Below are 22,604 nucleotides of genomic sequence, written 5' to 3' on the forward strand. Positions count from 1 at the left end.
AGGGTCCGAAAACGGATTGATGACCGGGATGCCTGCGACCCTCACATCTTCCCCGCCACCTTGATCGCGAAGGCGTATTCGAAGGCGATTTCCTCCAGGCGCTGGAAGCGGCCGGAGGCGCCGCCGTGGCCGGCGCCCGTGTTGGTGCGCAAGAGGATCGGCTGGTTGCCGGTCGCCTTCTCGCGCAGCTTCGCCACCCACTTGGTCGGCTCCCAGTAGGTCACCCGCGGATCGGTCAGGCCGGACAGCGCCAGGATCGGCGGATAGGCCTTGGCCTCGACGTTGTCATAGGGCGAATAGGACGCCATCAGCCGGTAGAAGTCGGCGCTCTCGATCGGGTTGCCCCATTCGGCCCATTCCGGCGGCGTCAGCGGCAGGGTGTCGTCGAGCATGGTGTTGAGCACGTCGACGAAGGGCACGGCGGCGATGATGCCGCCGAACTTCTCCGGCGCCATGTTGGCGATCGCCCCCATCAGCATGCCGCCGGCCGAGCCGCCTTCTGCGACGATCTTCGCGTAGGAGGTGAACCTCTCCTGATTCAGAAAATCCGCCGCTGCGATGAAGTCCTTGAAGGTATTGGTCTTCTTCTCCATCTTGCCGTCTTCGTACCAGGCATATCCCTTCTCCTTGCCGCCGCGGATATGGGCGATGGCGTAGACAAAGCCGCGGTCGGCCAAGGACAGGCAGTTGGTGTTGAAGCCGGCGGGAATGGAGATGCCGTAGGCGCCGTAGCCATAGAGCAGGCAGGGCGCCGTGCCGTCGAGCGGCGTATCCTTGCGGTAGAGCAGGGTGACCGGCACGCGCTCGCCGTCCCAGGCGGGCGCGAAGACGCGGCGGGTGACGTAGTCGTCGATCACGTGGCCCGACGGCACCTCCTGCGTCTTCAGGAGCGTGCGCTTGCGCGTCGCCATGTCGTAGTCGAAGAGTTGCGAGGGCGTCGTCATCGAGGAATAGGTGAAGCGGATGACGTCGGTGTCGTATTCGGCAGCTCCGGAAAGCCCGAGCGAATAGGCTTCCTCGGCAAAGGCGATCTCGTGCTGCTCGCCGCTTTTCCGGTCGCGCACGATGATGCGCGGCAGCCCTTCGTGGCGCTCCAGCCAGACGAGATGGCGGGCAAAGGCGAGGTGGTTGAGGATCAGCGTGCCCGGCCGGTGCGGCACCACTTCCTTCCAGTTCTCGCGGCCCGGCGCATTGACCGGCGCCTCCATGATCTTGAAGTCCTTGGCGCCGTCGGCATTGGTCAGGATGTAGAAGACGTCGCCGCCCTCCGTCATCGAATATTCCAGCCCCGTCTGGCGCGGCGCGACGATCGCCGGCTCGGCGAAAAGGTCCTTCGTCGACAGGAGCCGGTACTCGCTGGTCTCGTGGTCGTGGATGTCGATATAGATGACGTCGTCGAGCAGCGAACCGCCGACCGACAGGAAGAAGCCCGGATCCTTCTCCTCGTAGACGAGCCGGTCCTGCGACTGCTGCTCGCCGAGGATGTGGTGGAAGATCTTCGACGGCCGGTGGTTCTCGTCCTGCAACGTGTAGAAGAAGCTCTTGCCGTCCGGCGCCCAGACGCCACCGCCGCCGGTGTTCTCGACCAGGTCGTCGCGGTCCTGGAACGTCGCAAGATCGCGCACCCTCAGCGTGAAATATTCCGAGCCCTTGTCGTCATAGCCCCAGATGCCGAGCGTGTGGTCGGTGCTGTGGTCGATGCCGGAAAGCCGGAAATAGCCCTTGCCCTCGGCTTCCTTGTCGCCGTCGAGCAAAAGCGTCTGCTCGCCGCCGTCGCGCGGGGTGCGGAAGTAGCGCGGCTGCTCGCCGCCGGTGACGTAGGACGTGCCGTAGGCGAAGGGGCCGTCCTTCACCGGCACCGAGCTGTCGTCCTCCTTGATCCGCCCGCGCATCTCCGAAAAGAGCATTTTCTGCAGGCCCTTCGTGTCCTCCATCGCCGCTTCCATATAGGCGTTCTCCGCCTCCAGATGGGCGCGGATCTCCGGGTCGAGGATCGAGGTGTCCTTGAACATCGCCTGCCAGTTGTCGGCGCGGAACCAGGCGTAGTCGTCGGTGCGGGTGATGCCGTGGCGCGTGTCCTGCACCGGCTTCTTCGTGGCGATCGGGGCTGCGGGCAGGGACTTGAAGGCGGACAAGGCGGTACTCCGGATGGGGCCGGTGGATCGATAGGGATCCGGTGCGGCGGGAACGACAGAGATAGAGAGCGCGCGCCCGCGCATCAAGTCGCTTTGGCCGCCGACGACAGCAGCCGGCCGCCGCCGCGACGGCTCCTCCAGTGTCGCCGCCATTGCCGCCAGCCGGTTTGCGAGTGTTTCCGTCCTTCTCTTCCGTCATGCCGGACTTGATCCGGCATCCAGCAGCGCCGCGTCCGCGGCGCGGGAAATGCTCTTCTCGCGCAAGGACTTGCGCGGGCTGGATACCGGCTCGGGGGCCGGTATGACGAAGGAGCGGGCGGTGTGCGAGGAGAAAGACAAGGCAGTGTACGGCGCTGAATTGTTGCCCGACCGCACCTGAGCCCCGCACGCGGCCACGGTCCCTGCACCGGGGCATGCATGCTGGTGTCTGCACGGTAGCGACATACGCTTCCGTCATGCCGGACCTGATCCGGCATCCAGCGGCGCCGCGTCCGCGGCGCGGGAAATGCTCTTTTCGGGCAAGGGCTTGCGCGGGCCGGTATGACGGAGGAGGGGGCGGTGTGCGAAGAGAAAGACAAGGCAGTGTACGGCGCTGAATTGATGCCCGGCAGCACCCGAGCCCCGCACGCGGCCACGGTCCCTGCACCGGGGCATGCATGCTGGTGTCTGCACGGTAGCGACATACGCTTCCGTCATGCCGGACTTGATCCGGCATCCAGCGGCGCCGCGTCGGCGGCGCGGGAAATGCTCTTCTCGCGCAAGGATTTGCGCGGGCTGGATACCGGTTCGGGGGCCGGTATGACGAAGGAGGGGCGGTGCGCGAAGAGAAAGACAACGCAGTGTACGGCGCTGAATTGATGCCCGACCGCACCTGAGCCCCGCACGCGGCCACGGTCCCTGCACCGGGGCATGCATGCTGGTGTCTGCACGATAGCGACCATATGCCTCCGTCATGCCGGACCTGATCCGGCATCCAGCGGCGCCGCGTCGGCGGCGCGGAGAATGATCTTCTCGCGCAGGGACTTGCTCGGGCTGGATACCGGCTCGGAGGCCGGCATGACGGAGGTAGAGGAGGCCGGCCGCAGGTGTCCGGCGTTGCTCCAGGCCCCGGAAGCGCGCCATTCACCGCCGCACGGCGCGGATGTCCATGTCGAACTTGACGACGTTGAGGTAGATCGGCGTGCCGACGTCCATCCGGTAGCGCGAGCGGTAGACGTTGCCGGTGACGTTGAAGGCGATCGTGCCGCCGCTGAGCTGCCGCAGCCGCACGGCGAACTGCTCGCGACGGGTGATGCCGCGCGCGGTCAGCATGCCGTCGACCACCGCCGCGTCCGCGCCGGTCTGGCGCACCGCCGTCGAGCGGAAGGTCACGGTCGGGTAGGTGGCCGCGTCGAAGACGGCGCTGGAGCGCAGGAAGTTTTCGATACGCTCCTCCGCGGCGGAAACGCTCTGCGGGTAGAGCGTGAACGACACCGTCGAGGCGCCGATCCGGCGGCCGTCGATCCGCACCGCGCCGGAGAATTTCCCGAAGCTGCCGCGGATGCCGCCGCCGCCGATCTGGTCGACGGAGAAGCGGATCTGCGAGGCGCTGCTGATGTCGTAGGTCCCGGCCGCTTCCGAGAGCGCCGGCGTGCGGGCCAGTGCCGGCGCGGTGACCAGCAGCGCCGGCACGCAGACAAGCATGGTGCGGAGAAGGGTAATGCGTGCGACCATCGAGCCGGTCCGGTCTGTCATCGTCGTGTTCCTCTGCGCGCAGGGCCTCGGGTGCCATCGGGCCTGCCTGCATTGCCCGCCGCCGGCCGGCCGAGCATGCGCAGGAGCACGCCGTTGCGGCGGATGAAATGGTGATGGAGGGCGGCCGCGGCATGCAGGGCCGCGAGCGCCAGCAGCAGATAGGCCGACCCCGCATGGACGAGCGACCAGAAGGCCTCGCCGGCCGCGCTGCGCGCCAGCGGCAGGGCGGGGACGAGTACGCGGTCGAACAGGAGCGTCGGAATGGCCAGCGTCGAGGTCGAGGCGACCGCCCAGCCGGACAGCGGCACGAACAGGCAGAGAAGCGCCAGCACGACATGCGTCGTCCGCGAAGCCTGCCGTTCGAGCGGTCCGAGATCGGCCACCGGCTGCGGATGGCGGGCGAACAGCCAATGGATTTCGCGGAGTGCCGCGAGCGCCAGCACGGTCAGCCCCAGCGACTTGTGCCACTGGTAGAGCGAGAACTGCAGCGCCGGGTCGATCTCCGTCCGGCGCATGGCGAAGCCGATGCCGATCAGGGCGAAGATCAGCGCCGCGATCAGCCAGTGCAGGCAGATCGAGAGCGGGCCATAGGGGGTGTCTTGCGTCGTGCCCTGTGGTGTGGCGTATCCCGCCTGCCGTCGCCCCTGCATGTCGCGACCTCCCGAAACCGACCGGCGCACCGGCCGACGCGCCGGAAGCCGCCGACAAAGGGCGGCCGCCGCATTATACCCGATCCGTGCCCGCCTGCGCAGGTGCCGGCGCGTCGACGCCCTGTTCATTCGTATTATGCCCGGCGTCCTGACAGACAACCGGCGGCCGCCGAATATTCCCGCGCCGGCGCGCCTTGCGGGAGGCGCCCGCCCGCACGGCGGAACCGCGCATCGCCGCTGCCCGCGACGGCGATGTCGTCACCGCCCATATCAATCAGCCGACCCATTCCGCCGGCGAGGGCGTGGCCGGGGGGGCTGGCGCTGAAGGCGAGGGGCGTGCATTTCGTCCGGCTCTCGGATGCCGAGGCAATGGAAGCCCTGCCGGCGCTGTAGGTCCGGCACTGGCCGTCCCGGCGGGTCTGCCAGGAGGCGCGGAGCGGTCAGCCGGGAAGCGCGGGCTGGATCTTGCGGCCGGGACGAAGCTCGTCGACGATCGTCATGCCGATGATCGACAGCGGCAGCGCCAGCATCGCGCCGGCTGCCCCCCACATCCAGCTCCAGAACACGATCGCGGTGAAGATGACGAAGGCGTTCACCTCGAACCGCCGGCCCATGATCGCCGGCAGCACGAAGTTCTCGATCACCAGATGAATGGAGACGAAGGCCAGCGCCGGCATAAGGCCGGGCAGCACGGTGTCGTGCGCCAGAAGCCCGCCGGCGGCGAGCGCCAGCGTCATCACGGTCACGCCGAGGAAGGGGACGAAGGAGGAGACGAAGGCGAACAGCCCCCACATCCAGGGAAGGCCGAGGTCGCCGGCAAGGGCGATCAGCGTCGTGACCAGCCCCAGCGCGCCGTAGACCAGCGATGCGGTGGCGAAGTAGTAGCCGAGCGCGCAGTCGATCGCGTTCATCACCCGGATCGTCGTCAGCCGCTGCCGGCGATGCGGAAAGGCGAGGATCAGCATCCGCCGCAGCTTCACCCGCCCCGACAGGAACAGGACGAGCGCGGCAAAGAAGATCAGCACCTGGATCAGGGCGGGCGTGATCCCGGCGGTGACCATGCCGAGCACGCTTCCAGCCTTGTCGAGCAGCCCGTCCAGCGTCACCGAGCCGGCGGTGAGGCTGCGCGGGTCGAGATGCAGCCATTCCAGCTTGCCCAGGAGCGGCGCGAAGCGCTCGATCGTGGCATTGACGATGTCCGGCGCTTCGGCGGCAAGCCGCATCAGCGGGCCGGACAGGGCGGCGACGGCGAAAAAGGCGCCGGTGGCGAAGCCGGTCGCCAGCAAAAGCGCGGTCGGCAGCGGCGGAATGCCGAGGTCGTTCAGCTTCTCGGCGGCGACGCCGAGGATGAGGCCGACGACGACCGCCAGCGTCAGCGGAATGAGGATATGCGCCATCAGGTAGATGACGCCGAGCGCCAGGATGACGAAGATGCCGATCATAGCCCAGCGCCAGGAGAGTTCCAGTCCGCTGATCGTCGGCGGCGGCCCGTCTTCCGCAGCCCCGTCGATCAGGCGCAGCGCAGAGCCGTCCTGTCGCGCAAGCGCGCGTCCTTCTCGCTTGCGCGCAATCTGATGGATGGCTGCCGACGAAATCTTGTGCATGGTGCGGGTCCCCGGATCGCGAAGACAACGCGCAAGAACGCCCGCGGTTCCCTGAAACGCCGGGATCCTGCGGCCGGCCGTCCTGTGTAAAACATGCCAGGTGCGGTTTTGGACTCGTAATCGCCCCATTTCTGTCGCAGGAGCGGCTGTCCCAGCATCGGAGTGAACCAAACGCATGAAGACTGCCATCCCGCTGCTCGTCGGCGTCTGCGCGCTCGCGTCCGCCGCATCCGCAATGGACGCAAGCATCCGGCGCCAGTTGTCCAAGCTCGATCCCCAGACCCGCCTCGAGCAGCGCTGCGACATGGAGGCGATGAACCGCATCCGCAAGGCCAAGGAGGGCTACCAGCCCGACAAGGTGATCGCCTATTCCTTCGGCGATCCGACGACGTCAGGCAACATGCTCAAGACCAAGGGCGCCGTCTTCCGCAGCAAGGGCGAATGGTATCGACTCGCCTTCCGGTGCGAGACCACGCCGGACCATTTCGACGTTACCGCCTTCAAGTTCAAGATCGGCGAGATGGTGCCGCGCGAGGCCTGGGACGAGCATTACCTCTACGACTGAGACGCCCGGCGCATCGGCCTGAAGCCTTGCCTCAGGCCGACAGGTTGAGGCCGATCCCCCAGGGGTCGACCAGCGAGACGACGCCGCCCTGCCGCGTCGTTGCGATTTCCATCGTCTCGAGCCTGTCGACCGCCTGCTGCAGCCGGCCGGGCTCGGCGAAGCGGATCGTGTAGTCGGCAAGGCCGCTCATCGCCGGCTCCCGCCTGGCCGCCCCGCGCGAATTCCAGACATTGGCCGCGACATGGTGGTGGTACTTGCCGGAGGCGAAGAAGCTTGCCCCGGGATAGCGCGCCATCAGGTCGAGGCCGAGCACGTCGCGGAAGAAGGCGTCGGCCTGGGGAATGTCCGACACCTGCAGGTGGATGTGGCCCATGGCGGTTCCCTCGGAAAGGCCGCTCCAGGCTTCGTCCTTGGGAGCCTCGTCGTAGAGCCGCTGCAGGTCGAGCGGCAGCGTTGCCATCTCCACCGTGCCGTCCGGCTGGTAGTTCCAGTCCTCGCGGCTGCGGTCGCGATAGACCTCGATGCCGTTGCCTTCCGGATCGTCCAGGTAGATCGCCTCGCTGACCAGGTGGTCGGAGGCGCCCGTCAGTTGCACGCCGCCATGGGCGGCATGGGCGAGCCAGCGTGAAAGTTCCTTGCGGTCCGGTACCAGGAAGGCGTTGTGGAACAGCCCCGGCGCGCGGCGCGAGGCACGGGCGGCCTTGCCGTCGGTGGACAGCGTCAACAGCGGCCGGCCGCCGACGCCCAGCGTCAGGCCCGATGGCGAACGCTCCAGCACCGAGAGGCCCATGATCTTCTGGTACCAGTCCGCCACCATCGGCAGGTCCATGACGACGAGGTGCGCATGGTCGACATGGGCCGGCATGTTGACGGCATGGTTGGGCGAGGCGAGCGCCGTCTGTTCGGTCATGAACCTTACTCCGCTGTGATTTCCATCGTGCCGGTCCGAGAGCTTCGGGCCGGTTTCGGGCTTCGGTTTTCGGTAAAACCGATCTGTCGTGAATATGGCTGCGGGCGGTCGTTCGGAATAGGTGGCGATCCGGCGAAATATTGTCAACATGGAGTTGACGGTGAGGCCGCGCCGGTTCGGTAACCGCATGCCGGCGGCCGGTTTGGCGCGGTCCTTCAGTTTTGGCTTGATCCTCGTCAATGTCGCGTGCAGTCTCGGCATGCGACGTTTGCTCCGTGATAAGGAGAAAAGGGAGCCGGGCATGTACAAGAAGATCATCGTTCCCGTTGCAATGGACCAGATGGAGCGCGGCGAGCAGATCCTGAAAAGGGCCGTCGGACTCCTGTCGGAAGGCGGCGAGGTCGTTCTGGTCAACGTCATCGAGATCGCCACCAGCTACATCTCGATCGAGTTTCCCGCCGGCATGGTCGAAATGGAACTCAAGCAGGCCGAGGAGCGCCTCGCCCGCCTGCGCGACAAGCTCGGCCTGAAGGCGACGATCGACATCCGCTACGGCGCCAGTGCCCGCGAAATTCTCGCCGCCGCGCAGGAACACGGCGGCGATCTCATCATTGTTGCCTCGCATCGCCCGGGGCTGGCAAACTACCTGCTGGGCTCGACTGCGGACCGGGTCGTACGCCATGCGCCGATCTCGGTTCTCGTCGATCGCTGACGCCCCGACCGCCGGCCCGTGACGGGGCGGCAATGGGAGGTGGGACGCAGGCTCCTCCCATGTCGTGCAGTCGCGTTGCCGCCGCGCCGGGGCGGGCATCCCCGCCGTCTCCGACGGACGGGTATTTTCTGGAAAGGACAGCCGATGCTGGATACCGCACAATTCAAGGACAGGCTTCTCGGCCGCAAGCACGAACTCTATCGCCGCCTGCACAAGATCGAGGGCGACCTGGAGGCGACGCCAAATCCCGACGCCGAGGAGCGCGCGACCGAGCGCGAGAACGACGAGGTGCTGGAGGAGATCGGCAATACCGGCCTCGGCGAACTCGCCGCCATCGACGCCGCGCTGAACCGCATCGAGGCCGGCACCTTCGGCATCTGCCCCAAATGCGGCAACCCGATCTCACCGGCGCGGCTCGCAGCCGTCCCGCATGCGGCGCTCTGCGAGGAGTGCATCCACCCGTAGTTTTTTTCCTCACAAGCATGTCGCGCAAAAGTGTGCAGCGGTTTTGCGGTGACGACATGCGCAATCAAAAAATGCATGTCACGCAAAAGTGTGCAGCGGTCTTGCGGCGACGACTTGCACAGGATCAGAAATCCGAAGCGCGGAAGCGACCCTGAAAGATCGCTTTTCGCGCTTTGAGACCTCGCCAAACCGTTACCGAGGTTACCAAACGTGAAGCCCCGGCGGCTTTCCGGGCGCTTGCCGGCCTTGAAGGCTGCGCCCGCAATTGGCACCATGGGATGCCCGCAACGTCTCTATGGGGCGCTCCCTTCCGGGAGGGGAGTGGGGCAGCATGGCGCCGATGGTCCTGGCTTGCCGGACGCGCCTTCGAAGCCTGACGTCGGCAATGTAGCGCGTGGAACGGGGTCGCATGGAACTCGAAGGCATCCGATGGGACTACGACCGCCATGAACTGATCGCCGACGGCATCGTTCATGGAATCGGCGTCGTGCTTGCCCTCATCGGGGTCACCGCGCTGATCTTCTACGCCACCGTCTGGACCACGAGCGGACAGATCGCCGCCGCCTGGATCTACGGCCTCGGCCTGCTGATGTCGCTCGGCATATCCTTCGCCTACAATCTCTGGCCCGCCTCGAAGGTGAAGTGGATGCTGCGCCGCTTCGACCATTCGGCGATCTTCGTCCTGATCGCGGCGACCTACACGCCGTTTCTGCAGCGCGGGCTGCACGATCCCGTGCTGGCGGGCATGCTGGTCGCCGTCTGGCTGATCGCGGCCGCCGGCGTGGCACTCAAGTTCCTGCTGCCGGGACGCTACGACCGGCTGGCGATCCTGCTCTATCTCGGCATGGGCTGGAGCGGCGTCATCGCCTCCGGGCCCTTGAGCGCGACATTGTCGGAAACGACGATCCTGCTGATCCTCGCCGGCGGCATCGTCTATTCGCTCGGCGTCGTCTTCTACATCTGGCAGAGCCTGCGCTTTCAGAGCGCGATCTGGCACGGCTTCGTCGTCGCAGCCGCCGGCATCCACTATTCCGCGGTGATTTCCTGCGTCAGCGCCTGACGGGGGGAGGGCGGCCGGCAGGTCGCCCAAAGCCGGGCTGCGGTTTGCGGCACGACATGCGCAAGGTCAGGGACCCGGCGAACGGCGCTCGCCCTTGAGCAGGACGACGAGGTAGCGGCAAGGCTGCTTGCCGTCGTTGACGAAGACGCAGTCGGCCGGCGCGCCGAGGGTCAGGCAGTCGCCCGCTTCGAGCCGGTGGGTCGTCTCGCCCTCGACGAAGGTCAGCACGCCGCAGCCGACGCGCAGCATCTGGCGCTGGAAGACGAAGGCAGCGGCGGGGTAGGCGACCCGGGCGCCGGGCGGCAGTTCCACCTCGACCAGTTCGGCGGGCGCTGCGACCGGCGAGACCTGGCGGCGGCGGTAGCCGGTTTCCGAGTCGACCCAGACGGGCTGGTCGGCGTGGCGCATCAGGCGCTCGGAACCGGCTTCGGCGCGCGCGATCAGCGTGGAGACGGAAAAGCCGAAGGCGCCGCACAGCCGTCCGAGCAGGGCTGCCGTCGGGCTGCTCTCGCCGCGCTCGACCTTGTGGATCATCGCGCGCGAGACGCCGGCGCGTTCGGAAAGCTCGGTCAGCGACCAGCCGCGGCCCTCGCGCTCGGCGCGGACGCGAAGGCCTAGACTCCGGTCGAAATCATCTGCTAAAATGGACATATCGTAACAATAGTGGACAGGCGATCATGAGGCAAGCGACGACGGAACAGGCGGCGCTCATCCGCGATGCGCGCGAGGACGACATGGGCGCGGTCATGGAGATCTACAACGACGCCGTCGCCAACACGACCGCCATCTGGAACGACGAACAGGTCGATCTGGAAAACCGGCTCGACTGGTTCCGCACCCGTCGCGCCCGCGGCTTTCCGGTGCTCGTCGCCGAGATCGAGGGCAGGGTGGTCGGATATGCTTCCTACGGCGACTGGCGCGCCTTCGACGGCTACCGCCACACCGCCGAGCACTCGATCTACGTGCATCGGGACGTTCGTGGCAGGGGTGTCGGGCGCACGCTGCTCGAAAGCCTGATCGCCCGGGCGAAGGATGCCGGCATTCACGTCATGATCGCCGGCATCGAGGCGGAGAACGAAGCCTCGATCCGCCTGCACGAAAGTCTCGGCTTCCGCGTCGTCGGCCGGTTCGAGGAGGTCGGCACCAAGTTCGGCCGCTGGCTCGACCTGACCTGCATGGAGCTCTGCCTCAAGCGCCAGAAAAACGTTGCCTGACAAGGCCGTGGGCGGATCAGGCGAATCCTTGTCTGATCCGAAGCGGAACCGACCGCTCCGCCGAACGGAATCGAATTCTCGTAAGATTCCATCAAGTCATTGTTTAATATTGTTTTTTATTTCGTGCGGGCAGGTGGCCTGTCGCAGGGCGCCGGTGGCGCAACCCCCTCTGCCCTGCCGGGCATCTCCCCCACAAGGGGGGAGAAAGCCCGCGGCAACGTCCTGCCCGACTGGAGCCCCGGCGATGCGCCTGGGTTAATCCCTCCCCCTTGTGGGAAGGGTGGGGAGGGGTCTTCGTCCCCGCGCGACCGCCTGGCTATTGCTCCTCGAAGGACAGCGCCACGCCGTTCATGCAGTAGCGCAGCCCGGCCGGCGGCGGGCCGTCGGGGAAGACGTGGCCGAGATGGGCGTCGCAGTCGGCGCAGCGGATTTCCACCCGGTTCATGCCGTAGGACAGGTCCCGGTGGTTGGTGACCGCATCGGGCGCGATCGGCTGGGTGAAGCTCGGCCAGCCGGTCCCGGAATTGAACTTCGCCTCCGAACTGTAGAGCGGGCGGTCGCAGCAGATGCAGCGATAGGTGCCGCTCTTGGAACTGTCGAAGTCCGGGCTGGAAAACGCCCGTTCCGTGCCGTGCTGCCGGGTGATCCGGTACTGCTCGGGCGTCAGGATCTGCCGCCACTCCTCGTCCGTCTTGACGACCTTCAGCTTCGCATTGTCGCTCATGTTCGCCTTGTCGCTCATGGGAGCCTCCTTTGCGCCTGATGTAGGGCCCGGCAGGGCGGAATGCAATCGAGGGGGGCGTTGCGCCGCAGGCATCTTCGATCTATCTTCCAGCTTGGAGGAAAAAAGAGAGGAATGGTGGAATGCCGCTGAACATCAAGGACGAGGCCACGCATGAGCTGGCGCGGCAACTGGCCGAACGGACCGGCGAATCCCTGACGCGGGCCGTCCGTCATGCGCTCGAGGAGAAACTGGCGCGGCTGCGCGACGACGCGCCGGTGCCCCGGCTGGCCGACCAGCTCGACCGGATTGCGCTGGATTGCGCCGCCTTGCCCGTGCTCGACCGGCGCTCGCCGGAAGACATCATCGGCTATGACGAGCATGGCCTGCCGCAATGATCGTGCTCGATACGTCTGCGATCGTCGCCATTCTCTCCGATGAACCCGAGCGGCGCGCCTTCAACGAGATCATCGAGCGTGCGCCGGTCCGCTCCATCAGCGCCGCGACCCTGCTCGAGACGAAGATGGTGCTGTTCGCCCGCTTCGGACCGCAGGCCTCGAATGCCGTCGATGCCTTCATTCTGCGGGCATCGATCAGGATCGAGCCCGTCGGCGCTGATACGGCCGAGGTCGCCTTCGAGGCCTTCCGCCGCTTCGGCCGCGGAAGCGGCCATCCGGCGAAGCTGAACTACGGGGATTGCTTCTCCTATGCGCTCGCCCGGGAAAAACAGGCTCCTCTGCTTTTCAAGGGTGGCGATTTCGGCCATACCGACATAGAACCTGCCCGTTGACGGAGCGACCGAATCGGATCGCCGCGCGTCCGTGATCCGTTCCGCACGGCGGGATCGCGGCCCGCGACCGAGGTTGGCGGGCGCACGGCCGCTGACAGCGACGATGGGATCGCCGGCCGTAAATTGAGGGTTTCCGCCTTGGCCGGGGACCGGGTGCCGCAGGACTTGAGGGGGAGGGCGCATGCAGACGGATAAGATGGCCATGACCTTCATCGCCTTCTGTCTGCCGTTCCTCGGCGCGCTCGTTGCCCCTGTGCTGACCCGCCTTCTCGGCCACCGGGCCGCCTGGCCGCTGGCGCTGTTTCCGGCGGCGATCTTTGCGCATTTTTCCGGCTTTCTGTCCGAAGTGGCAGCCGGCGGCGTCGTCACCGGCGGCTATGCCTGGGTGCCCGCCTATGATGTCAGTTTCTCCTGGCTGATCGACGGCCTCTCGCTCACCTTCCTGCTGCTGATCTCCGGCATCGGCGCGCTGATCGTCCTCTATTCCGGCGGTTACCTGAAGGGCCATCCCCATCAGGGGCGCTTCTTCTCCTTCATCCTGATGTTCATGGGCGCGATGCTCGGCCTCGTCGCCTCCGACAGCTTCCTGATGCTGTTCGTGTTCTGGGAACTCACCTCGATCACCTCGTTCCTGCTGATCGGCTTCGACCATGCGCGCGAGGCCTCGCGCCGGGCGGCGCTGCAGGCGCTCGTCGTCACCGGCGGCGGCGGGCTTTTGCTGCTCGCCGGCCTGCTCGTGCTGTGGAACGTCACCGGCGCGACGCAGCTGTCGCTGCTGCTCTCCCATGGCGAGGCGGTGCGGGCCAGCCCCTTCTATCTGGCGATCCTCGTGCTCGTGCTCGGCGGCGCCTTCACCAAGTCGGCGCAGTTCCCGTTCCATTTCTGGCTGCCGAACGCGATGGAGGCGCCCACACCGGTCTCCGCCTACCTGCATTCGGCGACCATGGTGAAGGCCGGCGTCTATCTCTTGATGCGGCTCAACCCGGTGCTCGGCGAAACCACCTCGTGGGCGACGATCCTGCCGGTCTTCGGCGGGCTGACGCTCGTGGTCGGCGGCGTGCTGGCGATCCGCCAGACCGATCTGAAGCTGATGCTCGCCTATACCACCGTCGCCTCGCTCGGCCTGCTTGTGATGCTGACCGGCTTCGGCTCGGAACATGCGGCCGCCGCCGCGGCGCTCTATCTGGTGGCCCATTCGCTGTTCAAGGGCGCGCTCTTCATGGTCGCCGGCGTGATCGACCACGAGACGGGCACGCGCGACGTCACCCGCCTCGGCGGCCTTGCGCGCCTGATGCCGGTGACCTTCCTCGCAGCGCTGCTCGCCGCGCTGTCGATGGGCGGCCTGCCGCCCTTCTTCGGCTTCCTTGCCAAGGAGGAGGTCTATGCGGCGCTCGAAGGCGGCAATCTGGCGGCGATCGCCGCCACGCTCGCGGCCGTGATCGGCAACGCCCTGATGCTCGCAGTCGCCTTTGCCGTCGCGCTGAAGCCCTTCCTCGGCCCGCGCGTCGAGACGCCGAAGGCGCCGCATGAGGGGCCGTTGCTGCTCTGGTTGGGGCCGGCGGTTCTTGCCGCGCTCGGTCTCGGCGCCGGCCTTTTCTCAGGTGTCGTCCATCCGCTCGTCTCCTCGCCGCTGGCGACTGCCATCGCCGGAAAACCGGAGGCGGTGACCATCTCCGCGATCCCGCATGTGAGCCTGCCGCTGCTCTTGTCGGCGGTCACGGTCGCGCTCGGGATCGCGGCCTTCCTGCTGCTCGACCGTGCGCGCGCCGCCGCGGATCGGCTGGTGCTGACGCTCGGCTGGGGACCGGACCGCGGCTTCGACCAGTTCATGGCCGGGCTCGTCCGCGTCTCCCACCGGCTGTCGCTTCGTCTGCAGCCCGGCCTGATGGAGACCTATCTCACCGTGACGTTCGTGGTCGTGGCGCTGGCGCTCCTCGTCCCGCTCGCCTGGTACGGCGAATGGCCGCGGCTGCCGATCTGGCCGGCCGACGCGCAGTTCCACGAACTCGCCGTGATGGCGCTGGCGCTTGCCGGCGTGTTCGGCGTGCTGTCGGCGAAGAACCGGTTGAACGCGATCCTGGCGCTCGGCATCCAGGGCTTCGCCGTCGCCCTGCTGTTCCTGCTCTTCGGCGCGCCGGACCTGTCCTTCACCCAGTTCATGGTCGAGACGCTTTCGGTCGTCATCCTCGCCCTCGTCATGACGCGGCTGCACCTGCAGCCGCGCGATTCCCGGCCTCTGCCCGAGAGGCTGCCCGATGCGGCGATCGCCATCGCCTGCGGCCTCGGCCTCTCGCTCTATCTCCTGAAGGTGACGCAGGGCCGCTTCGACCCGGTCCTGACCGAGTTCTTCGACCTCTATTCCAAGTCGATCGCCCACGGCGCCAATGTCGTCAACGTCATCATCGTCGATTTCCGCGGCACCGATACGCTGGGCGAGATCGCCGTCGTCATGACCACCGGCCTCGCCATCCTGTCGCTGATCCGCATCCGCAAGGGGTTTTCGGGGACGGCCGCCGCGTCCGCCGCCCGGGGCGCTGAAAAGGTCGCAAAGGAGCGTCAGCCGTGAACACCGTCATCTTCCGCACGCTCGCCCCGTTCCTCACCGCGCTGATGCTGCTCTTTTCCGTCTTCGTGCTGCTGCGCGGCCACAACGAGCCGGGCGGCGGCTTCATCGGCGGGCTGATCGCGGCCTCCGCACTGGCGATCTACGGTATCGCCCGCGGCATCCGCCCGGTGCGCGAGGCGCTGTGGTTCCATCCGATGACGATCGCCGCCTTCGGCCTGCTGCTCGCCTGCATCGCCGGCCTCGTCTCCATCTTCGCCGCCGTCCCCTTCATGACGGGCCTGTGGATCTATCCGGCCCTGTTCGGCGTGGAGGTCCCGCTGTCGACGGTGATGCTGTTCGATTTCGGCGTCTACCTGGTCGTGGTCGGCGCCGTCACCTCGATCGCGCTGGCGTTGGAAAGGGAGGACATCTGATGGAAGTGCCCTTCGTCGTCCTGATCGGCATCTTCTTCGCCGCCGCCGTCTACCTGATGCTGTCGAAGTTCCTCGTGCGCATCCTGCTCGGCGTCGCCATCCTCGGCAATGCGGTGAACCTTCTGCTCTTCACCAACGGCCGGATCGTGCGCGAGGTGCCGCCGATCGTGCCCGCCGCCTTCGATCACCAGGTGGCCGTCACCGCCAATCCGCTGCCGCAGGCGCTGATCCTGACGGCGATCGTGATCTCGTTCTCGTTCTTCGCCTTCCTGCTGGTGCTCTCCTACCGCGCCTTCCAGGACCTCGGCACCGACAACGCCAATGAGATGCGCGTCGCCGAACCCGCGGCCGACAGCGCGCCGCCGACGGGATACTAGACAGATGGCCGCTCCTGCCGCTTCCGCGATCGACCTCTCCAGGGCGCTGGTGCTGACGCCGCCAGCGCTTGCCGACTGGCTGGTGATCCTCCCCGTCGCCTGGTGCCTGGCGAGCGGCGCCATCCTGCTGATGCTGCGCAAGAACCTGCGGCTGCAGCCGCCGCTGGCGATCGCGGCCCTGACCGTGCTTCTCGTGCTCGATGCGGCCCTGCTCTGGCGGGTGGTCGAGGGCGGCCCGGTGACCATGGTGATGGGGCGGTGGCTACCGCCCTTCGGCATCGCCTTCACCGTCGATCTCGCCGGCGCGCTGTTCGCCCTGTCTTCGGCGCTGGTGGCCCTTGCCGGCGGCATCTACGCGGCGGAAAGCATCGATGCCTCCGGCCGCCGCTACGGCTTCTATCCGTTCCTGATGCTGCTGATGGCAGGCGTCTCCGGGGCGTTCCTGACCGGCGACATCTTCAATCTCTACGTCTGGTTCGAAGTGCTCCTGATCTCCTCCTTCGGCCTGCTGGTGCTTGGCTCGGAGCCGAAGCAGATCGACGGCGCCATCAAGTATGCCTTCCTCAACCTGATCGCCACGACGCTGTTTCTGATCGCGGTCGGCTTTCTCTACGGCCTGTTCGGCACCCTCAACATGGCCGACATCGCGGCAAAGGCCGTCGAGCGCCGCGCCGGCCTGCCGCTGATGACCCTCGGCGTCCTGTTCGTGCTCGCCTTCGGCATGAAGGCCGCCGCCTTTCCGGTCAATTTCTGGCTGCCCGCTTCCTACCACACCCCGCGCATCGTCGTCTCCGCGCTGTTCGCCGGCCTGCTGACCAAGGTCGGCATCTATGCGCTGATCCGCGTCATGGTCATGCTCTTTCCGGTCGAGGGCGACGAACTGAGCGTGGTGATCGCGGCCGCCGCGGCTGCAACGATGATCTTCGGCGCGCTCGGCGCCATCGGTCAGAGCGACACCCGCCGCCTGCTCGGCTACCTGGTGATCTCCGGCATCGGCGTGATGCTCGCCGGCATCGCCGTCGGCGGCCCCGGCGGCGTCGGCGGCGCGCTGTTCTATGCGCTCCATTCGATGGTGGTGATGACCGCGCTCTACATGGCGGCGGGCATGGCCGGGCGCCTGTCCGGCGCCTTCGACCTGAACAGGGCGGGCGGGCTCTACGGCCGCACCGCCTTCTTCTCCGCCCTGTCGTTCATCCTTTTCCTCTCCGTCTCCGGCATGCCGCCGTTCTCGGGCTTCTGGCCGAAGGTGATGGTGGCCAGGGCCGCGCTCGACATCGGCGCCTGGTGGCTGGCGGGGACGGTGCTTTTGACCGGTTTCCTCACCATGATCGCCGTCGGCCGCGTCTGGCTGCTGGCCTATTGGCGCCCGGCGGGAGCGGCGGCCACGCCCGGCGGCGACGACGCCATCCGCACGAGCGCCATCCTGTCGCTCTCGGTGCTGGTGCTGGTGACGGTGCTGGTCGGTCTCTTTCCCGATCCGCTGCTGCGGCAGGTCCAGCAGGCGGCGAGCGGGCTGGTGGAACCGTCCGCCTATCTGAATTCGGTCTTCCCGCAAGGAGCGCGATGATGGTGACCCTCTTCACCGGCCTCGTCTTCGCCGTCGTCTGGGCCGCCGTCACCGGCAGCCTGTCGCCGTTGAACCTCGTCCTCGGCTTCCTGCTCGGCCTGATCGCGCTCTGGATCATCCGCCGCGATTTCGCCGGTACCCGCACGGTCGTCCGGCCGTTCAAGCTGCTCTCGCTCCTGGTCCTCTTCGTCAAGGAACTGGCGCTGTCGGCCTGGCGGGTCGCCGTCCTCGTGGCCAGCCCGAAGATGGACCTCCGGCCCGGCATCTTCGCCTATCCGCTGAAGGTCGACCGCGACATCGAGATCACGCTTCTCGCCAACCTGATCACGCTGACCCCCGGCACCTTGTCGGTGGACGTCTCCGAGGATCGCCGCTTCCTTTATGTCCACGCGCTCGACTGCTCCGATCCCGCAGCCGCCAAACAAGACATCGCCACCGGCTTCGAACGCAAGATCCTGGAGGCCCTTCGCTGATGACCGCCGAGACCTTTGCTCAAACCGTCGTGTTCTTCGCCTGCTCGGTCGCCCTCTCCCTGATGTGCGTCGCCTTCTTCCTCACCGTCTGGCGCGTCATCAGCGGCCCGACCCTGCCGGACAGGATCGTCGCGCTCGATATGCTGGTGGCGATCGCGATCGGCTTCCTGGCGGTGATCGCGATTAAGACCGGCTTCAATCTCTATATCGACATCGCCATCTCGCTCGGCCTGGTCGGCTTCCTGGCCACCGTCGCCCTGGCCCGCTTCGTGCTCACCCAGGGCATGCCGGAGGACGACCGGGATCCGCTCGCCGCGTCGGCGGCGCGCCACGGCAAGGGGCCGCCGCCGCGCAAGCAGCGCGCCTCCAGGCGGGGGAGGGCACGGTGATGGCGGTCGTGCTCGCGCTCGTCGTCGCCGTCATGCTGATCGGCGGCGGCATCTTCACCCTCTTGGCCGCGGTCGGCGTCGTCCGCCTGCCGGACGTCTATACCCGCATGCATGCCGCCTCGAAGGCGGGCACAGTCGGATCCGGGCTGATGCTGGTCGCCGCCGGCCTGCATGCCGGCGAGTTCGCCGTGCTCGCCCGCGCCTTCGCCGGCTTCTTCTTCTTCGTCCTCACCGCGCCCGTGGCGGCGCATCTGGTGGCCAAGGCCGCCCACCATGCCGGCTATCGCCTCTCGCGCGGCGCCACCTGCGACGACATGCGTGATCACACGAAGAAGTGATGGGCTGACGGGCGCTCGATCACCCCCAAAAAACACGCTTTTTTCTCGGGATTTCACCCATCTGGGGGATGTACAAGAATCGTTTGATCTTGGTCAAAATAATATTGGACTTTGGGATAAACGATGCTATTCCACTTCAAGTAAAGCTGCTGTGTTGAATTTGCTTGCGCGAAGAGCTCCAGTCTAAGTTGCGACCATTCTAAAGTGCTCTTTTTCAGGCACGGTTGTGACAAAGATTTGGGTAGCGGAGGGGCGCTCCGGTAACGGAAGTAATATTAGCGATTAGTGAAGTCTGCCCTCGTGGGGCGTCCTTTCATGGATGCGGGCAGGTTCACCCAGCCAAAACAAGGTATGCTTTGCAAGAGAGCGTAGTTTGTTCCGCGCTCGCGTACGCGAGTCAGGCGGTTCGACCCACAGGAGAAGAAGATGACTGAGATTTCCGACGGTAACGGCTCCAATTTGCTAGTTGAGCTGACAGCCGATATCGTTGCCGCCTATGTCAGCAATCATGTCGTTCCGGTTGCAGAACTTTCGACCTTGATCGCCGATGTACATTCCGCACTGAACAACACCTCGCAACCCGTCGCCGTTGCCGAAGCCCCCGTCCAGGCCGAGAAGCCCAAGCCGCCGGTTCCGATCCGCAAGTCGGTCCAGAGTGACTACATCATCTGCCTCGAGGACGGTCAGAAGTTCAAGTCGCTCAAGCGCCACCTGATGACCCACTACGGCATGACCCCCGAGGAATACCGCGAGAAGTGGGACCTGCCGGCGGACTATCCGATGGTCGCCCCGTCCTACGCGGAAGCGCGCTCGCGCCTCGCCAAGGAAATGGGCCTCGGCCAGCGCCGCAAGGCGGCCGCCGCCAAGCGCTGAGAAAGCGATCCGCGGAGCCCGGCCGGGCTTCGCGCCAAAACCATGCGCAGGCCGGGGCATCGCCCCGCCGCGCCTCCTGCGGGACCTCCCCCGGTCCCGGCGCAGTGTCCCTTCCTGCGCGCCTTTTTCCAAAAAGCCGATCCTTTGCGCCGATGCGGGCATGATGTCCGCGTCGCGCTGGCGTTTTCCGGCCCGCGGCGGCGGCGAGGGGATGCGCGCGGGTTCCGTCGGGGCCGTTGCCTTTATATGATCTAAGGAAAATAAACCTATATTGGGGACGATCATTCGGGTTTCCTTTGGAAATTCAAGGAATGGTTGTGTCGGTACGCTTCATTCGTCCCCGTTTCCTTCGTAGGGTGTATGAATAAATTCCTACAAAGGAGATGCACCCATGCAAGACACAGCTTCCTCTTCCGTTTCCACCCCCGTCCATCGTGAGCCCGGCGCCCGGCCGGGCCGGACCAGCCGCGCCGGCGCAAGGCTGCGGGCCAGGAGCGACCGGCTGCACGCCGTGACCTTCACCGGCGCCGGCAGGTTCCACCACGCCGAACCGTCCGCCCGTTCGGTCTGCCGCACTGTGCGCCAGCTCGTCGCCGAACTCCTGCAGCTTGTCGCCGACCGGCCGCAGCAGCGGCGCAGCGCCAGGCGGCCGGCCGCCCATGTCCGCCAGATCGCCATGTATATCTGCCATGTGGCGCTGCAGCTTTCCTTCGCCGACATCGGCCAGGCCTTCGGCCGCGACCGGACCACGGTCAGCCACGCCTGCAACGTGGTCGAGGACCGCCGCGACGACCGCGCCTTCGACGATTTCGTGGCGACGCTCGAGCGCATCACGCTGTCCGTCTTCGCCATTTCCGGGGCGGCAGAGCATGAGTAGGCCGGGCGTGAACAAGCCGTCCGCGATCCCGGCGAAGCGGCCGCTGGCGGCGCTCCTGCGCTTCCTTGCAGCCGCGAGCGAGGCGGAGATCTCCGGCGAGGATCCCGTTCGTCTCGTCGCAGCCGGAGGCCGGCAGGCGACGGCAAGCGCCTCCGTCGTCACCGAGGCGCTTCGCCTTGGCCTTGCGATCCGCGAGGGGGGCATGTTGCGCGCCTCCCCCGAGACCCGCAGCCACCTGCGGCGGCTCATGGCCGGAGCCGACAACTATCTCGACCAGCACCGCGACATCGCCGAACGCACCCTTGTCACGGCTGCCGGAAGCGAGCGCGTCAGCGTCAACCAGCTGGAATCGCCGCTTGCGGCGCTGTCGCGGCTGAAGGACAAGGCCGGCGCGCCGTTTCTTCCCGAGGCTGCGATTGCGGCCGGGGAGCGGCTGGCGCGCGATTTCACCCGCGCCGGCCTGCAGCCGCGGCTGACCATGCGCTGGGAGCCGCGGCTCGCCGGGCGCGACGGCGGCGACCTCTGCCGGGCGCGCGAACTCTCCGATACCGCGCTCGCCGCGCGCGGCCGCCTGCAGCAGGCAATCGCGGCGATGGGGCCGGAGCTGTCCGGCGCCGCCCTCGACGTCTGCTGCTTCATGAAGGGTCTGGAAACGGTGGAGCGGGAGCGCCAGTGGCCGGCGCGTTCGGCCAAGCTGATGCTGCGCGCCGCCCTGATGGCGCTCTCGCGCCACTATGCGCCCGAAAGGAGCCCGAAGCCGCGCAGCCATTCCTGGGGTGCGGAGGGATACCGGCCGGAACTGGCCGGCCGCCTCGACCGGCCGGCGGCGCCGGATTGAGGAATGCAGCCGCGACCGGCGCGCGAGGCTAGTTGGTATCAGGCGGCGACCCGGACCGTGGCTTCCTCGCGGATGCGCCGCACCATCGAGCGCAGGCCGTTGGCGCGCTGGGAGGAGAGGTGTTCGACGAGCCCGATCTTGTCGAACACGCCGATCGCATCGGTGCGGGCGATCTCCGAGGCCGGCTTGCCGGAATAGACGGCGAGCACGATCGCCACCAGCCCACGCACGATATGCGCGTCCGAATCGCCCTCGAAGGTGAGCACGGGGTCCGTACCGCCGTCGGAATGGGTGACGAGCCACACCTGGCTGGCGCAGCCCTGCACCTTGTTCTGCGCCGTGCGCTTGTCTTCGGCCAGTTCCGGCAGCGCCTTGCCGAGCTCGATCACATAGCGATAGCGGTCCTCCCATTCGTCGAGGAAGGCGAAGTCGTCGATGATCCGGTCAAACTCTGTCATGTCGCGTCCAATTGGCTCCTGCCGGACATATAGTGCAATTGGACGGCAATTTGAACCGTGCGGCGGAACCGGCACGGCGGGAATATCGCGCGCCACAAAAAAGACGCCGCGAGGCATGGGCTGTCCTCGCGGCGGTTGCAAAGCAAGAAGTCAGGCAGTTCTGCGCGCCGGCCAGGCAAGGCGGCGGATAATGCTGTCAGCCGGCCGGGTCGGGCCGGGGCGTCGGGATGGCGATGATCTCGAGCAGGGCGTCTGGCGCCGGGGTTGCCGGTTTTGCAGCGACCGTGCCGGTAACGACGTTATCGGCGTCCGCTTCGGCGGTAGCGGCTGCCGGCAGCGGCTGGTCGAGGGCGGCGGCCAGTTCGGACGGGTCGGCGAACTGCGAGTCCAGCAGCTTGTAGGCGACGTGGGCGCCTTCGCGCGCCCGGTGGCCGAGGGCCACGAAGGCTTCGGCGCCCTTTTCGCAGACCTCCGGCTTCTGCAGGCACATGGCCGACAGGTAGGAGATCGCCTCGCTGGCCGCGCTCACGGTATCGCCGAGCTCGACTGCGGGACCCTGCTCCAGCTTCTGCGTCGCGTCCGTGTCGAACAGCGGCAGCAGCACCAGAACCAGCGAGAACCAGAACGCTCCCTTGATCAGAAACCACATCGCCTTGCCCATCCTCGTTGTCTGTCCGGCGCCGCTCTTTCCGGCCGCTGCCGTCTTGTCCGCCCCGCAAAAGCGTTTCGGACCGTCGCTGTGACAATAGGGGATACACCAAAACGGCCCTTTGCGGGAATCACTCGGCTTTTCCTCAAAACTGCATAAAATTTGAATCAATGCCCGCCGCCGGACATTTACCTCAACATTTAGCGATCGGCGTTAAACATCAAGG

General features: G+C 66.7%; 27 protein-coding genes and 1 pseudogene. 19 read left to right on the forward strand and 9 right to left on the reverse strand.

The annotated features are described in order from the left end of the window. Positions 1–41: 41 nt before the first annotated feature. The gene (locus LQK81_RS02565; protein WP_230803106.1) at positions 42–2,135 is read right to left on the reverse strand and encodes a S9 family peptidase; all 2,094 of its coding nucleotides are present in this window, start codon (positions 2,133–2,135) and stop codon (positions 42–44) included. Between the two features lie 247 nt (positions 2,136–2,382). Between LQK81_RS02565 and LQK81_RS26200 the strand changes: the two genes are divergently transcribed. Beyond that, a complete protein-coding gene (locus tag LQK81_RS26200; RefSeq protein WP_269064595.1) occupies positions 2,383–2,514 on the forward strand; it encodes a hypothetical protein in 132 nt (43 codons plus the stop codon). 743 nt (positions 2,515–3,257) lie between these two features. On the opposite strand, the gene LQK81_RS02570 is transcribed toward LQK81_RS26200, so the two are convergent. Both LQK81_RS02570 and LQK81_RS02575 read right to left on the reverse strand, forming a co-directional pair. After that, positions 3,258–3,869, reverse strand: a complete 612-nt coding sequence (locus LQK81_RS02570; protein ID WP_442967055.1) for a YceI family protein — start codon at positions 3,867–3,869, stop codon at positions 3,258–3,260. Then, a complete protein-coding gene (locus tag LQK81_RS02575; RefSeq protein ID WP_230803107.1) occupies positions 3,866–4,519 on the reverse strand; it encodes a cytochrome b in 654 nt (217 codons plus the stop codon). Before LQK81_RS02575 ends, LQK81_RS02570 begins: the two co-directional genes overlap by 4 nt. Before the next feature lie 206 nt (positions 4,520–4,725). Here LQK81_RS02575 and LQK81_RS02580 point away from each other — a divergent pair. Then, positions 4,726–4,912 (forward strand): annotated as a pseudogene (locus LQK81_RS02580) (polysaccharide deacetylase family protein); the annotation flags it as partial. Between the two features lie 47 nt (positions 4,913–4,959). On the opposite strand, the gene LQK81_RS02585 reads toward LQK81_RS02580, so the two are convergent. Next, positions 4,960–6,123: an AI-2E family transporter gene (locus LQK81_RS02585; protein WP_230803108.1), complete on the reverse strand. Its 1,164-nt coding sequence runs from the start codon at positions 6,121–6,123 to the stop codon at positions 4,960–4,962. Positions 6,124–6,298: 175 nt separating this feature from the next. On the opposite strand from LQK81_RS02585, the gene LQK81_RS02590 reads away from it, so the two are divergent. Further along, positions 6,299–6,688 (forward strand): DUF930 domain-containing protein, encoded by a 390-nt coding sequence (locus LQK81_RS02590; protein ID WP_230803109.1) that lies wholly within the window; start codon positions 6,299–6,301, stop codon positions 6,686–6,688. Positions 6,689–6,719: 31 nt separating this feature from the next. On the opposite strand, the gene LQK81_RS02595 is transcribed toward LQK81_RS02590, so the two are convergent. Then, on the reverse strand, positions 6,720–7,598 hold the full coding sequence (locus LQK81_RS02595; protein ID WP_230803110.1) for a VOC family protein: 879 nt from the start codon (positions 7,596–7,598) through the stop codon (positions 6,720–6,722). Positions 7,599–7,899: 301 nt separating this feature from the next. On the opposite strand from LQK81_RS02595, the gene LQK81_RS02600 reads away from it, so the two are divergent. The 3 genes from LQK81_RS02600 to trhA all read left to right on the forward strand — a co-directional run bounded on the left by LQK81_RS02600 (position 7,900) and on the right by trhA (position 9,835). Further along, positions 7,900–8,310 (forward strand): universal stress protein, encoded by a 411-nt coding sequence (locus LQK81_RS02600; RefSeq protein WP_230803116.1) that lies wholly within the window; start codon positions 7,900–7,902, stop codon positions 8,308–8,310. A 144-nt stretch (positions 8,311–8,454) separates the two neighbouring features. Then, complete coding sequence (locus LQK81_RS02605) at positions 8,455–8,775, forward strand: TraR/DksA family transcriptional regulator (protein WP_230803117.1); 321 nt, start codon at positions 8,455–8,457, stop codon at positions 8,773–8,775. Positions 8,776–9,184: 409 nt separating this feature from the next. Continuing rightward, complete coding sequence (gene trhA / locus LQK81_RS02610; protein ID WP_230803119.1) at positions 9,185–9,835, forward strand: PAQR family membrane homeostasis protein TrhA; 651 nt, start codon at positions 9,185–9,187, stop codon at positions 9,833–9,835. Between the two features lie 66 nt (positions 9,836–9,901). On the opposite strand, the gene LQK81_RS02615 is transcribed toward trhA, so the two are convergent. Next, positions 9,902–10,486 (reverse strand): helix-turn-helix domain-containing protein, encoded by a 585-nt coding sequence (locus LQK81_RS02615; protein WP_230803124.1) that lies wholly within the window; start codon positions 10,484–10,486, stop codon positions 9,902–9,904. A 26-nt stretch (positions 10,487–10,512) separates the two neighbouring features. Between LQK81_RS02615 and LQK81_RS02620 the strand changes: the two genes are divergently transcribed. Continuing rightward, a complete protein-coding gene (locus tag LQK81_RS02620) occupies positions 10,513–11,049 on the forward strand; it encodes a GNAT family N-acetyltransferase (protein WP_230803125.1) in 537 nt (178 codons plus the stop codon). Between the two features lie 316 nt (positions 11,050–11,365). Here the strand turns inward: LQK81_RS02620 and msrB are convergent, their stop codons facing one another. Next, a complete protein-coding gene (msrB, locus tag LQK81_RS02625) occupies positions 11,366–11,773 on the reverse strand; it encodes a peptide-methionine (R)-S-oxide reductase MsrB (protein WP_230804390.1) in 408 nt (135 codons plus the stop codon). Between the two features lie 140 nt (positions 11,774–11,913). Between msrB and LQK81_RS02630 the strand changes: the two genes are divergently transcribed. The 12 genes from LQK81_RS02630 to LQK81_RS02685 all read left to right on the forward strand — a co-directional run bounded on the left by LQK81_RS02630 (position 11,914) and on the right by LQK81_RS02685 (position 21,271). Next, positions 11,914–12,168 carry a type II toxin-antitoxin system VapB family antitoxin gene (locus tag LQK81_RS02630; protein WP_230803126.1) on the forward strand — a complete coding sequence of 85 codons (255 nt, stop codon included), beginning with the start codon at positions 11,914–11,916 and terminating at the stop codon, positions 12,166–12,168. Further along, positions 12,165–12,560: a type II toxin-antitoxin system VapC family toxin gene (locus tag LQK81_RS02635; RefSeq protein ID WP_269064596.1), complete on the forward strand. Its 396-nt coding sequence runs from the start codon at positions 12,165–12,167 to the stop codon at positions 12,558–12,560. Before LQK81_RS02630 ends, LQK81_RS02635 begins: the two co-directional genes overlap by 4 nt. 181 nt (positions 12,561–12,741) lie before the next feature. After that, positions 12,742–15,126, forward strand: a complete 2,385-nt coding sequence (locus tag LQK81_RS02640; protein WP_230803127.1) for a putative monovalent cation/H+ antiporter subunit A — start codon at positions 12,742–12,744, stop codon at positions 15,124–15,126. Next, positions 15,123–15,539 (forward strand): Na+/H+ antiporter subunit B, encoded by a 417-nt coding sequence (locus tag LQK81_RS02645; protein WP_230803129.1) that lies wholly within the window; start codon positions 15,123–15,125, stop codon positions 15,537–15,539. The genes LQK81_RS02640 and LQK81_RS02645 overlap by 4 nt, the downstream gene beginning before the upstream one ends. Then, a complete protein-coding gene (locus LQK81_RS02650) occupies positions 15,539–15,916 on the forward strand; it encodes a Na+/H+ antiporter subunit C (protein ID WP_230803130.1) in 378 nt (125 codons plus the stop codon). Before LQK81_RS02645 ends, LQK81_RS02650 begins: the two co-directional genes overlap by 1 nt. A 4-nt stretch (positions 15,917–15,920) precedes the next feature. Continuing rightward, positions 15,921–17,483, forward strand: a complete 1,563-nt coding sequence (locus LQK81_RS02655) for a Na+/H+ antiporter subunit D (RefSeq protein ID WP_230803131.1) — start codon at positions 15,921–15,923, stop codon at positions 17,481–17,483. Continuing rightward, positions 17,483–17,956 carry a Na+/H+ antiporter subunit E gene (locus LQK81_RS02660; RefSeq protein WP_230803132.1) on the forward strand — a complete coding sequence of 158 codons (474 nt, stop codon included), beginning with the start codon at positions 17,483–17,485 and terminating at the stop codon, positions 17,954–17,956. Before LQK81_RS02655 ends, LQK81_RS02660 begins: the two co-directional genes overlap by 1 nt. Continuing rightward, positions 17,956–18,345, forward strand: a complete 390-nt coding sequence (locus LQK81_RS02665; protein ID WP_230803138.1) for a cation:proton antiporter — start codon at positions 17,956–17,958, stop codon at positions 18,343–18,345. Before LQK81_RS02660 ends, LQK81_RS02665 begins: the two co-directional genes overlap by 1 nt. Then, the gene (gene mnhG / locus LQK81_RS02670) at positions 18,342–18,683 is read left to right on the forward strand and encodes a monovalent cation/H(+) antiporter subunit G (protein ID WP_230803139.1); all 342 of its coding nucleotides are present in this window, start codon (positions 18,342–18,344) and stop codon (positions 18,681–18,683) included. Before LQK81_RS02665 ends, mnhG begins: the two co-directional genes overlap by 4 nt. 426 nt (positions 18,684–19,109) lie before the next feature. Continuing rightward, positions 19,110–19,556, forward strand: coding sequence for a MucR family transcriptional regulator (locus LQK81_RS02675; protein WP_230803141.1), 447 nt, complete (start codon positions 19,110–19,112; stop codon positions 19,554–19,556). 391 nt (positions 19,557–19,947) lie between these two features. Further along, positions 19,948–20,433 carry a helix-turn-helix domain-containing protein gene (locus tag LQK81_RS26320; RefSeq protein ID WP_330166529.1) on the forward strand — a complete coding sequence of 162 codons (486 nt, stop codon included), beginning with the start codon at positions 19,948–19,950 and terminating at the stop codon, positions 20,431–20,433. A gap of 7 nt (positions 20,434–20,440) precedes the next feature. After that, positions 20,441–21,271: a DUF6456 domain-containing protein gene (locus LQK81_RS02685; RefSeq protein ID WP_230803144.1), complete on the forward strand. Its 831-nt coding sequence runs from the start codon at positions 20,441–20,443 to the stop codon at positions 21,269–21,271. A gap of 38 nt (positions 21,272–21,309) precedes the next feature. On the opposite strand, the gene LQK81_RS02690 is transcribed toward LQK81_RS02685, so the two are convergent. Beyond that, positions 21,310–21,729 carry a SufE family protein gene (locus tag LQK81_RS02690; protein ID WP_230803145.1) on the reverse strand — a complete coding sequence of 140 codons (420 nt, stop codon included), beginning with the start codon at positions 21,727–21,729 and terminating at the stop codon, positions 21,310–21,312. 196 nt (positions 21,730–21,925) lie between these two features. Next, positions 21,926–22,378: a DUF5330 domain-containing protein gene (locus LQK81_RS02695; RefSeq protein WP_230803146.1), complete on the reverse strand. Its 453-nt coding sequence runs from the start codon at positions 22,376–22,378 to the stop codon at positions 21,926–21,928. Positions 22,379–22,604: the final 226 nt, after the last annotated feature.

The organism is Rhizobium sp. GN54 (assembly GCF_021026345.1).
Taxonomy (GTDB): Bacteria; Pseudomonadota; Alphaproteobacteria; order Rhizobiales; family Rhizobiaceae; genus Mycoplana.